Source organism: Pseudomonas sp. LBUM1640, assembly GCF_059716225.1.
This window is the reverse complement of record NZ_CP166816.1, coordinates 634,490-649,124: the sequence shown is the minus strand read 5'-3', so window position 1 is coordinate 649,124 and position 14,635 is coordinate 634,490. Positions and strand designations below refer to the sequence as shown.

11 protein-coding genes are annotated in these 14,635 nt (G+C 61.8%); 4 read left to right on the top strand and 7 right to left on the bottom strand.

The annotated features are described in order from the left end of the window. Positions 1–55 precede the first annotated feature (55 nt). Positions 56–1,546 (bottom strand): L-piperidine-6-carboxylate dehydrogenase, encoded by a 1,491-nt coding sequence (gene amaB / locus ACA065_RS02785; RefSeq protein WP_497693214.1) that lies wholly within the window; start codon positions 1,544–1,546, stop codon positions 56–58. 153 nt (positions 1,547–1,699) lie between these two features. Here amaB and ACA065_RS02780 point away from each other — a divergent pair, with 153 nt between their 5' ends. The 3 genes from ACA065_RS02780 to nadE all read left to right on the top strand — a co-directional run bounded on the left by ACA065_RS02780 (position 1,700) and on the right by nadE (position 4,868). After that, the gene (locus ACA065_RS02780) at positions 1,700–2,596 is read left to right on the top strand and encodes a LysR family transcriptional regulator (RefSeq protein WP_497693213.1); all 897 of its coding nucleotides are present in this window, start codon (positions 1,700–1,702) and stop codon (positions 2,594–2,596) included. A gap of 226 nt (positions 2,597–2,822) precedes the next feature. Beyond that, positions 2,823–4,037 (top strand): nicotinate phosphoribosyltransferase, encoded by a 1,215-nt coding sequence (gene pncB / locus ACA065_RS02775; protein WP_497693212.1) that lies wholly within the window; start codon positions 2,823–2,825, stop codon positions 4,035–4,037. Between the two features lie 3 nt (positions 4,038–4,040). Continuing rightward, positions 4,041–4,868, top strand: coding sequence for an NAD(+) synthase (gene nadE, locus ACA065_RS02770; RefSeq protein WP_497693211.1), 828 nt, complete (start codon positions 4,041–4,043; stop codon positions 4,866–4,868). Between the two features lie 136 nt (positions 4,869–5,004). Here the strand turns inward: nadE and azu are convergent, their stop codons facing one another. Further along, positions 5,005–5,451, bottom strand: coding sequence for an azurin (gene azu / locus ACA065_RS02765; RefSeq protein ID WP_497693210.1), 447 nt, complete (start codon positions 5,449–5,451; stop codon positions 5,005–5,007). Between the two features lie 334 nt (positions 5,452–5,785). Here azu and ACA065_RS02760 point away from each other — a divergent pair, with 334 nt between their 5' ends. After that, positions 5,786–5,968, top strand: coding sequence for a hypothetical protein (locus ACA065_RS02760; RefSeq protein ID WP_064450422.1), 183 nt, complete (start codon positions 5,786–5,788; stop codon positions 5,966–5,968). A 145-nt stretch (positions 5,969–6,113) separates the two neighbouring features. Here the strand turns inward: ACA065_RS02760 and ACA065_RS02755 are convergent, their stop codons facing one another. The 5 genes from ACA065_RS02755 to ssp4 form a co-directional block, all read right to left on the bottom strand. Next, positions 6,114–7,004, bottom strand: a complete 891-nt coding sequence (locus ACA065_RS02755) for a transglutaminase family protein (RefSeq protein WP_497693209.1) — start codon at positions 7,002–7,004, stop codon at positions 6,114–6,116. Then, the gene (locus ACA065_RS02750; RefSeq protein WP_497693208.1) at positions 7,004–9,490 is read right to left on the bottom strand and encodes a circularly permuted type 2 ATP-grasp protein; all 2,487 of its coding nucleotides are present in this window, start codon (positions 9,488–9,490) and stop codon (positions 7,004–7,006) included. The genes ACA065_RS02755 and ACA065_RS02750 overlap by 1 nt, the downstream gene beginning before the upstream one ends. Positions 9,491–9,683: 193 nt before the next feature. Further along, positions 9,684–12,974 (bottom strand): transglutaminase family protein, encoded by a 3,291-nt coding sequence (locus ACA065_RS02745; RefSeq protein ID WP_497693207.1) that lies wholly within the window; start codon positions 12,972–12,974, stop codon positions 9,684–9,686. 176 nt (positions 12,975–13,150) lie between these two features. Beyond that, positions 13,151–13,600, bottom strand: a complete 450-nt coding sequence (locus ACA065_RS02740; RefSeq protein ID WP_497693206.1) for a hypothetical protein — start codon at positions 13,598–13,600, stop codon at positions 13,151–13,153. Next, positions 13,593–14,516 (bottom strand): Ssp4 family T6SS effector, encoded by a 924-nt coding sequence (gene ssp4, locus ACA065_RS02735; RefSeq protein ID WP_497693205.1) that lies wholly within the window; start codon positions 14,514–14,516, stop codon positions 13,593–13,595. Before ssp4 ends, ACA065_RS02740 begins: the two co-directional genes overlap by 8 nt. Positions 14,517–14,635: the final 119 nt, after the last annotated feature.

Below are 14,635 nucleotides of genomic sequence, written 5' to 3'. Positions count from 1 at the left end.
CTTGCTCGCCACAACAAGCCCGCTCCCACATTTTTAACCGCGTTTCGACAGGGATTTAGTCGAAGGTAATACCCTGCGCCAGCGGCAATTCAAGCGAATAGTTCACGGTATTGGTCTGGCGCCGCATATACCCGCGCCACGCATCCGAACCCGATTCACGCCCGCCGCCGGTTTCTTTCTCACCGCCAAACGCGCCGCCGATTTCCGCGCCGCTCGGGCCGATGTTGACGTTGGCAATGCCGCAGTCACTGCCCACCGCCGACATGAACTGCTCGGCTTCACGCACATCGGTAGTGAAGATGCACGACGACAAGCCTTGCGGCACGGCGTTGTTCAGGCGCAGGGCTTCGGCGAAGTCGGTGTAGCCGATCACATATAGAATCGGCGCGAAGGTTTCGGTGCACACCACGTCGCTTTGCTCGGGCATTTCCACAATCGCCGGCGACACGTAGTAGGCATTCGGGAATTTGTCTTCCAACTGACGCTTGCCGCCGAACACCTTGCCGCCTTCGCTCAAGGCTTGTTCCAGGGCGTCCTGCATGTTTTCGAAGCCGTGTTTGTCGATCAGCGGGCCGATCAGGTTGCCTTCCAGCGGGTGGCCGATGCGCACCTTGGCATAGGCAGCCTTGAGGCGGGTGACGATTTCTTCCTTGACCGACTCATGGGCGATCAGGCGGCGCAAGGTGGTGCAACGCTGGCCGGCAGTGCCGACGGCGCTGAACAGGATGGCGCGTACGGCCATGTCCAGGTCGGCACTTGGGCCGAGGATCATCGCGTTGTTGCCGCCCAGTTCGAGGATGCTGCGGGCGAAACGCGCGGCGACTTTGGGCGCCACTTCGCGGCCCATGCGGGTGCTGCCGGTGGCGCTGATCAGCGCCACGCGCGGGTCGTCCACCAGTGCAGCGCCAGCGTCACGGCCGCCGATGATCACTTGGCTCAGGTATTGAGGGGCGTCCTTGAAGTTTTTCAGAACGCGCTCGAACAGCGCCTGGCAGGCCAGGGCGGTGAGCGGGGTCTTTTCCGACGGCTTCCAGATCACCGCATTGCCGCACACCAGCGCCAGCGTGGTGTTCCACGCCCACACGGCCACCGGGAAGTTGAAGGCGCTGATCACGCCGACCACGCCCAGCGGGTGCCAGGTTTCACGCATGTGGTGGCCCGGGCGCTCGGAGGCGATGGTCAGGCCGTACAACTGGCGAGACAGGCCGACGGCGAAGTCGCAGATGTCGATCATTTCCTGCACTTCGCCCAGGCCTTCCTGGGTGATCTTGCCGGCTTCCCACGACACCAGCTCGCCGAGGTCGGCCTTGTATTCGCGCAGCACATCGCCGAACTGGCGCACCAGCTCGCCACGGCGCGGTGCCGGCACCTTGCGCCAGGCGTCGAATGCATGCTCGGCGCGACTGACCTGCTGCTCCACCTCGGCGGCACCTTCCCAGTGCACACTGCCGATACGGCTGCCATCGATCGGCGAATGCACGGGTTGTTTCCCCGATTGGTACAGCGCCGGGTTCACCCCGAGACGATCAAGCAATGCGGCAACCATGGGTCACTCCTTCAATCTCAAACAGAAAATTCGCGCCGCCACAGACACGGCGATCCAGGCCTTATTTGTAGCTGGCCCAAGACTTGCCAACAAACGACGATTAGGCGAGATATCATTCCGTTTATTCATGCAAAGAATAAAAAGAGGCGTGCCGTGCTGAACAAAAGACATTTGCCCTCGATCACCGCCCTGCAGTGTTTCGAAGCCGCCACCCGCCACCTGAGCTTCACCCGCGCCGCCGAGGAACTGAACCTCACGCAGAGTGCCGTGAGCAAACAGGTGGCGCAGTTGGAAGAGTTGCTGCAACACCTGCTGTTTCGCCGCGTGCGCCGCCGCTTGCAGATGACCCCAGCCGGCGATTTGTATTTGGTGGAGGTGAGAAAAATCCTCACGCAGGTGGAGATGTCCACCCACTACCTGCGCTCCTACGGCGGCGAGACCGAAGTGCTGCGCGTGTCCACGCCCTACACCTTCGGCGCGCGCTGGCTGGTGCCGCGCCTTAAAGGCTGGCGCCTGCGTCACCCGCAAATCCATTTGGACCTGTGCAATGAGCAGGAGCCCGACGAGCTGCTGCAAGGCAAGGCCGACATGGCCTTCTATTTCGGCCAGGGTTCACGCCCCGGCACCGAGAGCCTGAAACTGTTCAGCGAAGAGCTTGTACCGGTATGTGCACCGGAAAGCCTGCCCACGCAGCCATTCACCGACCCCACGCAACTCAGCGACCTGGTGCTGCTGCAAAACGCCTCGCGGCCGCAGGGCTGGCATGACTGGTTCGCCAGCCAGGGTTTCCACACTGAGCACAGCTACCACGGGCCGCGTTTCGACACCTTTTATATGTGCATCCGCGCGGCGCAGGTGGGCTGTGGTGTTGCGCTGCTGCCGAGGTTTCTGGTGGAAGAAGAACTGGCGGACGGCAAGCTGGTGATTCCTTGGCAGCATGCATTGCCGAGCCAGGATGCGTATTACCTGGCGTATCCGGAGCATTCGGCGGAAGTGCCCAAGGTGCGGGACTTTGTGAAGTGGATGATGGAGCAAGTTGAACCTGTTTGAGCCCCGTCGCCTGACATGCCGCCTTCGCGAGCAAGCCCGCTCCCACATTTAAAATGCATTCCAAATGTGGGAGCGGGCTTGCTCGCGAAGGCGCCAGTGGCCACAACAAAGATCCCAAGATGAAAAAACGCTGGCAAAACCCCACAGGTCTATGCGCCACTAGCGCCATTCCTTAATAGTGCGTAAAGGTCGGCGCCCATCGCCGACCCGTCTGGAGATTCCCGTTATGAGCGAGAGTGTGTTTGCCGATCGCATCGTGCAGAACCTGCTCGACACCGACTTCTACAAGCTGACCATGATGCAGGCGGTGCTGCACAACTACCCGAACGTGGAAGTTGAATGGGAGTTTCGATGCCGTAACAGCGAAGACCTGCGCCCGTACCTGGCGGAAATCCGCTACCAGATCGAGCGCCTCGCCGAGCTGAGCCTGAGCCCGGACCAACTGGGTTTCCTGGAGCGCATCAGCTTTATGAAACCGGACTTTCTGCGCTTCCTCGGGCTGTTTCGCTTCAACCTGCGCTATGTGCAAACCGGCATCGAGAACGGCGAGCTGTTTATCCGCCTGCGCGGGCCGTGGCTGCATGTGATCCTGTTTGAAGTGCCGATGCTGGCCATCGTCAGCGAAGTGCGTAACCGCTACCGCTACCAAACCGTGATCCTCGAACAGGCCCGCGAGCAGCTGTACCGCAAGTTCGACTGGCTGACGGCGAATGCCAGCAGCGACGAGCTGTCGGAGCTGCAAGTGGCCGACTTCGGCACGCGCCGGCGCTTCTCGTACCGGGTGCAGGAAGAAGTAGTAAGCGTGCTCAAGCACGACTTCCCCGGCCGTTTTGTCGGCACCAGCAACGTGCACCTGGCCCGCGAATTCGATATGAAGCCGCTGGGCACCATGGCCCACGAATGGATCATGGCCCACCAGCAACTCGGCCCGCGCCTGATCGACAGCCAAATCGCCGCGCTCGACTGCTGGGTTCGCGAATACCGTGGCCTGCTGGGCATCGCCCTGACCGACTGCATCACCACCGACGCCTTCCTTGGCGACTTCGACTTGTACTTCGCCAAGCTCTTCGACGGCCTGCGCCATGACTCCGGCGACCCGGTGCAGTGGGCAGAAAAAGCCATCGCGCACTACCACAAGCTCGGTATCGAGCCGATGAGCAAGACGCTGGTGTTCTCCGACAGCCTGTCGCTGCCCAAGGCCCTGGAAATTTTCCGCGCACTGCGTGGCCGCATTAATGTGAGCTTTGGCATCGGCACCAACCTGACCTGTGATATTCCAGGTGTCGAGCCGATGAGCATCGTGCTTAAAATGACGGCCTGCAATGGCCAGCCCGTCGCGAAGATCTCCGATGAAGCGGGCAAGACCCACTGCACCGACCCAAATTTCGTCGCCTATTTGCGCCACGTTTTCAAAGTACCTGCCCTACCTGGCAAGGAGTGAATCATGCAAGCCGTACAGCGTGAGATTGCGCAGCAGCTCAAGGTCCAAGCACCGTTCAGCGACCAAGCCGCCCTTGAGGCCGAAGTGGCCCGCCGTGTGGCTTTTATCCAGGCTTGCCTGCGCAATTCCGGGCTCAAGACCTTGGTACTCGGCATCAGCGGCGGCGTCGACTCCCTGACCGCAGGCCTGTTGGCCCAACGCGCGATGCAGGAACTGCGCGCCAGCAGCGGTGACGATGCCTACCGTTTTATCGCGGTGCGCCTGCCCTACGAAACCCAGTTCGACGAAATCGACGCCCAGGCCTCGGTGGACTTCATCGAACCGGACGAGCGCCACACCGTGAACATCGGCCCGGCGGTGAAATCCCTGGCCAATGAAGTGGCGGCGTTTGAAGGCAAGGCGGCGGTGTCGCGCGATTTCGTGCTGGGCAACACCAAGGCGCGCATGCGCATGGTGGCGCAGTACACCATCGCCGGCGCGGCCGGTGGCCTGGTAATTGGCACCGACCATGCAGCGGAAGCGGTGATGGGCTTTTTCACCAAGTTTGGTGATGGTGCCTGCGACCTGGCGCCGTTGAGTGGGTTGGTGAAGAACCAGGTACGCGCGATTGCCCGGCACTTTGGGGCGCCGGAGTCATTGGTCGAGAAGATCCCGACTGCGGACCTTGAAGACCTGTCGCCGGGCAAGCCGGACGAAGCGTCACATGGCGTGACCTACGCCGAGATCGATGCGTTCCTGCATGGCGAGCCAGTGCGCGAGGAAGCGTTCAGGATCATTTGCGACACGTATCGCAAGACCGAGCACAAGCGGGTCATGCCATTCGCGCCGTGAGGTGACCCAGATAGTTTTGTGTTGAGTGTCAGACCGCTTTCGCGAGCAAGCCCGCTCCCACATTCGACCGCATTCTCATATTGGAACTCGGTCAAGTGTGGGAGCGGGCTTGCTCGCGAAGAACGATAACGCGGTCTTATTTGACGGTCACAGTGCCTTTCATCATCGAGATGTGGCCTGGGAACGAGCAGAAGAACGCGTAATCCGTACCCGCTGCCAGTTTCGACACGTCGAAGGTCACGGAATCTTTCTCGCCGGCACCGATGATCTTGGTGTGGGCGATGATGCGGGTGTCGCCGTCTTTCAGGTAGCTCTTGTCGATACCGGCGGCCATGCCGTCGCTGGCAATGCCAGGCATGTCGGCGGCGGAGCTCAGTACCCAGTTATGGCCCATGACGTTTTTCGGCAAGCTGCCGGAGTGGGTCAGCTCAACGGTGAACGTCTTGCAGCTCTTGTCGATTTCAATGGCCTTGGTGTTAAAGGACATTTGATCAGTGGAGTCGACGGTGACCTTGCACTCTGCAGCAAGCAACTGGCCGCTCGCCAGAGTCAGCAGGGAAACAGCAACGAGTTTGGCAAACATGTGAATCTCCAAGGCAGGGTTTAATAAACGCGTATTGCGACAAGGGTGCCTCAAGCAGGCTTAAATTCTTATGATCTGAATCAACAGATTGTATACAACTTTAGGCTATCAGACTGATCAACACAATCTACCAGCCAATGTTCGGCCACCCGCCTATGATCGGCTCATTACCCCTTGGAGCCTGCGCCATGCATCTGAATCAACTGTTCAACGGCCTGTTGGCCGCGTACGCCTGCGGTAAGTGAAGGCCAAGCGAGGTGCTAAGCTGCTACCATAGCGACCCAAGGCAGCTGCGCGCCGCCCCACCCTCACCTTCGACCCTAGAGGATCGCCCATGGCCAAACCTAATTACTCCTTCGCCAAACGTCAGAGAGACTTGGCCAAGGAGCAGAAGAAAGAGGAAAAGCTGCAACGCAAGAAAGCCACTGCAGATGAAGAAGCTGGCGCACTGAACCCGGATGCTGAAGGTGAAGTGGCGACTGATGAGACCGAGACACCGAAAGACCCGGCTGAATAAATGATCGTTTCCACGCTCTGCGTGGGAATGCAGCCTCGGACGCTCCGCGTCCCGGCGCACCGCAAGGTTCGAAGCCTGTGCAAGGGTGACGCAGAGCGTCACAGCAGGCATTCCCACGCAGAGCGTGGGAACGAGCCTTGAGGTTCTATTCCAGCGGCATCACCGTCACCCGCACCTCCGGGTCATGGCTTCCTCCCCCCAGAATCACACCCCGCAACGGCGACACATCCGAGAAATCCCGGCCCCAGGCCAGGGTGATGTGCTCCAGTGCCGGCTGTACATTGTTGGTCGGATCAAAATCTACCCAGCCCGACACCGGGCAATACACCGAAACCCACGCGTGGGACGCATCGGCGCCGATCAGCCGTGGCTGGCCGGGCGGCGGCTGCGTGAGCAAGTAACCGCTGATGTAACGCGCCGCCAGGCCCCGCGAGCGCAGGCAGGCGAGCATCAGGTGGGCGAAGTCCTGGCACACGCCGCGACGGCGCTCCAGCACTTCCACCAACGGCGTGGCGACCTGGGTGGCTTCGGCATCGAAGGTGAATTCGCTGAAAATTTTCTCCATCAACGCCTGCACCCCCAGCAGCAACGGCTCGCCGGGCGCAAAGCAGCTTTCGGAAAACTCGACGAAGGTTTTTTTCAGGTGCACGTAGGGCGATTCGAAGCGATAGCGGCAGGCTTCGATCAACTCGGCGGACATTGGCAGGCTGCTGTAGGTCAGGCTGTCGCGGGTCTGGTCCCAGGCGGGCGACTGCTGGAAATCCAAGGCAGGTCGCGCCAGCACTTCGACGGTCAGCCCGGCATTTACCAGCAGCTCATCATGCGGCCGCTCGAACGCCAAGCGAGTGATCGGGTTGCCGAAGACGTCCAGCTCATCGCGGCGCGCAGTCGGCTCCGGGCTGATCTCCAACTGCTGCGAACTGCAACGCTGCCAGGCGCACGGCCGTGGCCAGAGATGAGCAAGCTGCTGCGCCAGCGACACCGGGCTGTCGTAGTGGTAATGGGTATCGTGGAAAATCTGGTAGCGCGCACTCATCACACCGACACCGTTTGCTGGCTGACATCATCCACATGGGCAAAATGGCGCAAGGCCAGGCGATCCGACACTTGCCCACTCTCATCGGCGACCGCTTGCAGCAGGTCAGCCAGGCCATCCAACGCGGCACGCACGCTGGACTCGCCGAACAACGGGTTTTCCAGGCAGCCCAGGTCAAAACGCCCCAGGCGCTCCACCAACGGGGCGAGGCCGGTTTCCCGAGGCACGCCAAAGTCATCATTCAGGCGTCGCAAGGTACGGCTGACCAGTTTCAACTGGAACAGCACCGCATGCGGGTTCTGCTCATCGAGCAGCAACAAGTCGAGCACCGGGATCAATTGCGGCACTGCCAGGTAACGCGAGCGATAGGTAATGCTGCTGTTGCCCAACTCCAGCAACCACTCAAGCCCGGCCTGATCAAACACCGCCACGCCACGCAGGAACGCCGCGAGGCTGCTGCTGAGAAACTGCAGGCGCTCGATGCGCCGGCCCATCATCAAGAAGCGCCAACCTTCGTCGCGGGTCATGTCGTCCAGGGCAAAACCGGACAGCGCCGCCAGGGACATCACCAAGCGGTTGAGAAAGTCCAGCAACTCGCCGAAGTCCGGGGTTTCGCTTTCCAGCTCCATGGCTTCGCGTTGCAGCTCGACCAGGGCCTGCCAGTTCTCCCGAGACAACTTGCCGCGCACCTGCGACGCCGCCCACTGCAGGCGCTGCAGGTTGGCGCGCAGGCTCGACGGCCAATCATCGCCGAGCAAGGCCGCGAGCAGGCGCTCGGGCAACTCACCTTCTTCCGGCAACAACCGCAAGGTCTCGCCCAATTCGACAGCGGCTTGCAAAGCCAGCGGATCGTCGCCGTCGACATACCGCGCCAGCACGATGCGCAGCCAGCGCGCGCTGTTATCACAACGCTCGCAGTAGCGGCCAAACCAGAACAGGTTTTCCACCACACGAGAAGGCAGATACGGATCGCGGCGCACCAGGTCATGAGCACCAATCGCACGTTGCGCACGCCAATGCTCGCCACCGGCAGCACGCTCGCCCAGCACCCAGGTGTCTTTGCTGGCGCCACCGCGTTGCATCGACACCACTTCGGCATCGGCTTCGGCCGCCACGCGGGTCAGGCCGCCGGGCAGCACGCGGTAGCCTTCAGCGCTCGCCACCGCGTACACACGCATGCCGATGGCGCGGTGTTGCAGGTGGTCATCCACGGTGTGCCACACCGGCGCCTGGGACAATTGCGCCAACTCTTGGGCGACATACGCGTAAGGCCGCGCGCGCATGCGTTCGGCCAGGGCCTGGCGTTGTTCATCGTTCAAATCGCGACCAAACACCGGCGCAAAACTTTGTGACGGAAACGCCGGTTTGATCAACAGCTCCGGGAGTTTCTCCAAGGCCTCGGCCAGTACCGGCGCCTCACCACACCACCAGGTGGCGATGGACGGCAGAATCAATTCTTCGCCAAACAGGAACTGGTTGATCTTCGGCAGAAAGCCGAGCAACCCCGGCGACTCCAGCACACCACTGCCGAGGGCGTTGGCCACCAGCACATTGCCTTGGCGCACGGCATCCAGCAGGCCGGGCACACCGAGGGCCGAGTCGGTGCGCAGCTCCAGCGGGTCGCAGAAGTCGTCGTCCAGGCGGCGCATGATCGCGTGCACCCGGCGCAGGCCGCTGAGGGTTTTCAGGAACACCGTGCTGTCGCGCACGGTGAGGTCGCCGCCTTCCACCAACGGGTAACCGAGCTGGCGCGCGAGGTAGAGGTGTTCGAAATAGCTTTCGTTGAAACGCCCCGGCGTGAGCAGCACGATCAGCGGCGACTGGTCATCGCAGGGCGCTTGGCGGGCCAGGGTTTCCTGCAGCGTGCGGAAGAAACCGGTGAGGTGCTGCACTTGCAGGTCGCGGTATAAATCCGGGAAGGCGCGGGACACGATGGTGCGGTTTTCCAACGCATAACCTGCGCCCGACGGTGCTTGGGTCCGGTCGGCAGTCACCCACCAGCGGCCATCCGGCGTGCGCGCGAGGTCCACGGCATACAGGTGCAAAAACGCACCGTCGGGCGGTTGAATGCCCTGACACGGCCACAGGAAATTGTTATGCCCGAACACCAGTTCAGCCGGCAGCAGGCCTTCTTTGATCAAAAGCTGCGGGCCATACAGATCGGCCAACACGGCATTGAGCAGGCGCGCACGCTGGGCGATACCGGCCGACAAGTGCTGCCACTCATCAGCAGCCAGCACATGCGGGAGCAAATCCAGCTCCCACGGGCGATCGGCGCCCTTGGGGTCGGCGTAGACGTTGTAGGTCACGCCGTTTTCCTGGATCTGCCGGGTCAGCAGCGCCTGGCGCTGGGCCAGTTGCGCGGGCGTGCTGCGTTGCAGGTGATCCAGCAGGCGCTGCCAATGGGCACGCACCGCGCCACTGTCGTCCAGCAGTTCGTGATAGGTGCCCGCGGTCAGCGGGTAACGGTCGAGCAAGTCGGGCATGGAACGCTCGGCAGGGGCAAGGGAAGTCAGATTAACTCAAATTCACTGCGATCTAATGTGGGAGCTGGCTTGTTGTGGCGAGGGAGTTTACTCCCGTTCGACTGCGTAGCAGTCGCCTGCTTCAGGGGCGCTTCGCACCCCAGCGGGAGCAAGCTCCCTCGCCACAAAAGCCCTCCCACATTTTGGATCGCGTTTAGTCATTTTTATTGGGGAAACGCCGGAGGTCCAGGGTCATTGGCAGTTCATCATTGATAACCAAAGAAGGCACCGCCAGCTTGCCTGGGCTATGCCCCAACCGGAAAAACCGCGCCATGCGCCGACTCTCCGCCTCATTGGCGTTCACCGGCAAGCTGTCGTAATTGCGCCCGCCAGGATGGGCGACATGATACTGGCAACCGCCCAGGGAGCGCTGCATCCAGGTATCCAGCACGTCGAACACCAACGGCGCGTGCACCGCAATGGTCGGCTGCAGGCAGTTGGCGGGTTGCCAGGCGCGATAACGCACGCCGGCGACAAACTCACCGATACGCCCGGTCGGCTGCAACGGCACCGGGATGCCGTTGCAGGTCAGCAGATAACGTTGCGGTGGCAACCCGCTCAACTTGACCTGCAAGCGCTCCAGCGACGAATCCACGTAACGCACCGTGCCACCCACCGCGCCCTCCTCGCCCAGTACATGCCAGGGCTCCAGGGCCTGACGCAGTTCCAGTTCGATACCACTGACGGCGTAGTCGCCAACCTTGGGGAAGCGGAATTCCAAATGCGCAGCAAACCATTCAGCCCGCAGCGGGTAACCGGCGGCATTCAGTTCGACGATCACGTCGGCGAAATCCTGCTCGATAAAGTGCGGCAGCAGGAAGCGGTCATGCAGCTCGGTGCCCCAGCGCGCCAGTTTCGGCGGCGCATACGGCTCACGCCAGAAGCGTGCGACCAACGCGCGCAGCAGCAATTGCTGGGTCAGGCTCATGCGCGCATGGGGCGGCATTTCAAAGGCGCGCAGTTCCAACAGGCCCAGACGACCAGTGGCGCCATCCGGTGAGTAAAGCTTGTCGATGCAGAACTCAGCGCGGTGAGTGTTGCCCGTCACGTCGATCAGCAGGTTGCGCAGCAGGCGGTCGACTAGCCACGGCGGGCACTCTTCGCCAGGTTCGGGCATTTGCGCGAAGGCGATTTCCAGCTCATACAGCGCGTCGTTACGCGCCTCATCCACCCGTGGCGCCTGAGACGTCGGGCCGATAAACAGCCCGGAAAACAGATACGACAGCGAAGGGTGGTTATGCCAGTAGCTGATCAAACTGCGCAGCAGGTCAGGTCTGCGCAAGAACGGCGAATCCTTGGGCGTGGCGCCGCCGAGCACAAAGTGGTTACCGCCACCCGTGCCGGTGTGGCGGCCGTCGATCATGAACTTTTCAGTGGTCAGGCGGGTTTGCCGCGCCTCTTCGTAGAGGAACTCGGTGCGTTCCACTAGCTCGTCCCAGGTGGCGGACGGCTGTACGTTGACCTCAATCACACCTGGGTCCGGCGTGACCCGGAAGTTGCTCAAGCGCGTGTCGAACGGCGGCTCATAGCCTTCCAGCAATACCGGGCAGTGCAACTCCTCGGCGGTGGCTTCGATGGCGGCCACCAGTTCGAGGTAATCCTCGACGCGCTCCAGCGGCGGCATGAACAGGTACAGCCGCCCTTCCCGCGCTTCGGCGCACAAGGCGGTGCGAGTCAGCCAGTCGGCGGACTCATCGACTTTCGGCACACGCTCATCGCTCGGTGCAGGTTCACCATGGCTTTGCAGTTGCGCGGTGGTCGGCAGTTGCGGCTGATCCTGGTTCGGGTCGGTCGGATGCACAAACGGATATTCCGCCGCCGTCACCCAAGGCTGCGAGGCCAACGGCAGGCGATAGCCCAGCGGCGAGTCGCCCGGCACCAGGCGGCAGTGGTTGTCGCGCAAGTACCAGCGCCCGCTCTGCCAACGGTCATTGGCCGCCGTGCGCGCCAATGGCAGCACTTGGCCGATGACTTTATCCAGGCCCTGGCTGAACACTTTACGCAGGCGCTCACGCTCCAGGTCGTCGCTCAGGCGAGGGTCTTGGGCAGTGACGTTTTGCGGCAGCGCGCCTTCGCGCCACAGGTAGTAGAAATTGTCTTCGAAGGCCGGAAACACAAAGCGCGCCGGCAGCTTCAGGCGCTCGGCGACACTGGCCAGGAAGCGCCCAGCCATCACGCCATCGGCGCCATAATCCTCTTGCTCATCGGCGATCAGCGCGCTGTTGTGCCAGATCGGCACGCCGTCGCGGCGCCAGTAACAATTGAGCGACCAGCGCGGCAGCTGCTCGCCGGGATACCACTTACCCTGGCCGAAGTGCACCAGGCCCTTGGGTGCGTAGTGTTTGCGCATGCGCTGGAACAGCTCGGCGGACAGCCGGCGCTTGTCCGGCCCCAGCGCGGCGGTATTCCACTCGGCGCCGTCGGGGTCGTCGATGGAGACGAAGGTCGGCTCGCCGCCCATGGTCAGGCGCACATCGTCCTTGAGCAGGTCGCCGTCGATCTGCCGGCCCAAGGCCTGGATCGCCAGCCATTGCTCCTCGGTGTAGGGCTTGGTAACCCGCGGCGCTTCCCAGATGCGCTCTACCGACATCTCGTGGGTAAATTCGCACTCGCAGGGTTCCACCAGCCCACTGATCGGCGCGGCGGAAGATGGATCGGGACTACAGGCCAACGGGATATGGCCTTCACCTGCGAACAACCCGGAAGTGGCATCCAGGCCGATCCAGCCGGCGCCGGGCAAGTACACCTCGCACCAGGCGTGCAGGTCGGTGAAGTCCACCTCCGTGCCGGACGGGCCGTCGAGGGCTTTGACGTCGGCGGTCAGTTGGATCAGGTAGCCCGACACAAAGCGTGCCGCCAGGCCCAAATTACGCAGCAATTGCACCAGCAGCCAAGCCGAATCGCGGCAGGAGCCGGAGGCATTTTCCAGGGTGAACTCCGGGGTCTGCACACCCGGTTCCATGCGGATCAGATAGCCAATATCAGCAGCCAGACGCTGGTTGAGGCCGACCAGGAAATCCACAGCAGGCAACGGCGTACGGTCGATACCGGCCAAGTAAGCGGCAAACTTCGGCGTCAGCGGCAAGGTTTCCAGGTACGGCGCCAGCTCACGCTGCTCATCGGCGGCGTAGCTGAAGGGGATTTTTTCGGCGTAGGGTTCGAGGAAAAAGTCGAACGGGTTGAACACCGCCATCTCGGCGACCAGGTCGACTTCGATGCGCAGTTGGTCAGTCTTTTCCGGGAACACCAGGCGCGCCAGGTAATTGCCTTGCGGGTCCTGCTGCCAATTGATGAAGTGCTGCTCGGGCAGCACTTTGAGTGCGTAGGACAAAATCCGCGTGCGGCTATGGGCGGCCGGGCGCAAACGCACGATCTGTGGGCCGAGTTCGACGGCGCGGTCGTAGCGGTAATGCGTAACGTGGTGCAACGCGACATGAATCGACACGGCGGCCTCCTGCGAGCCAGGGCATGGACACAAAGCGCGCAAGACTTATGCCAGAGCGGCCGTCATTGCGCTTTATCGTAAGACCCGGTGCAGTACAGCACCAAAACGGCGCCAACGTGGGTGCCGTGGTGCAAGGGTTGCACATATTTGTGGCGCAGGGTGGTGAATCTACCCAGCTAGCGTGCTTTGTGCGTTGCGATGATGGCTTGGCGCAGCCGCCTCACTTCAACGAGTTTCTGGCGCATCTCGCGGTGACGCTTGCTGTTGAGCAGCAGCAATCCCAGCAGCGGGAACAGCAGGCTCAAGCCATAGGACACCGGATGCGGACCGAAGGCGATGGTAGGCAGCACTGCCAGAACACAGAGCGCAAGCAGCATCACCAGCGGCCATACCCACTGCGGCCGCCCGCGCGCGATCATGAAGTTGCACTGTACGATGCCCCACGTCAGCGCGAGGCCACCCAGGAAGGAATACTTGAGGTTGTCGTCCATCGACAAGCGTGGGAAATAACTGTCGAAAATCAGCGGCACCGCAAACACCAGGCTGAACACCGCCGCGAAAATTGCGCCCATGAAGACCGGAAAATATTGCGCCAGAAAACTGCGAATGCCGGGTAGCTCATTCATCGTTCATTTCCTCATACAGCCCCACAGCAATGGTGCGTACGTTCCCCGAGATTGCACTGCCCGTAAAACCGATCGCCGCGCTAAGGGCATCCTGTATCTGGGTCACCGTCGCATGCTTGACCTGGGCGGGGGTGAAACGCTTGGTCGCCTCGCCGGACAGTTGTTTCAACTTGAGCATTTTAGCGCTCATACGCGGGTCCTGAATGCTGAGCAGCTCCTTCGTAAGCTTGGCGCGCTCTTGCCGGGTTAATCCCCGCAGCACGTCCCGCACGCTTTTGCCGGTGGTGGCCTGATTCAGCCGCACCAGTTTTATCGTGGTCAGCGTCGATGCACCGACCCCGATCAACGACGCAGCATCCAGCGCGATCATCGTGTACTGATACCACTCCGAGCTGTCGAGCTTGTCATTTTTGGAGGGGTCACTGATCTCATTGCTGACACGATAGCCACTGGCAAAACACTGGAGCGTGCTGGCCGTGGCAGCGGTATAACCGATGGCCGTAATCACGCTGCTGGCACCCGCCGTGAACGGTACAGCGACGGTGCCGCTGAGCACCACGATCCAACCGATGATCGCGCCCGCGCAGGACAGGGACGTGTTGACCGCCTCTCCCACCAGGCGCGATTCGCGGGGATTGTCCTGGACGTGTTGCGCAAACTGCGCCGGAGCTATGTACTTCTGCGCCTCACGCAAAATGAGGCGCTTGGGCTTGATGCTGCAGATGGGCTTGAATTCGCGCAGGATGATGACGTTGAAATCGGCGTCGATGTACACGACACCCGCGCCGACGATGCCGGGGTCTGCATCGATGGCCGCGAACAGCCGTGGCAGGTTGATCTGGCTTTCGATGCGCTGGCGCGCCATGAATTGGGAGCGGTTGGAGTCCATGCCGATACCGGCCAGGGGGTTGCCCATGGGGGTGATCTTCCTTGAAATGGGTGATGACTGAACTGACGCCTTCGCGAGCAAGCCCGCTCCCACAGTTGACCGAGTTCCAGCATGAGCATGCGGTCGAATGTGGGAGCGGGCTTGCT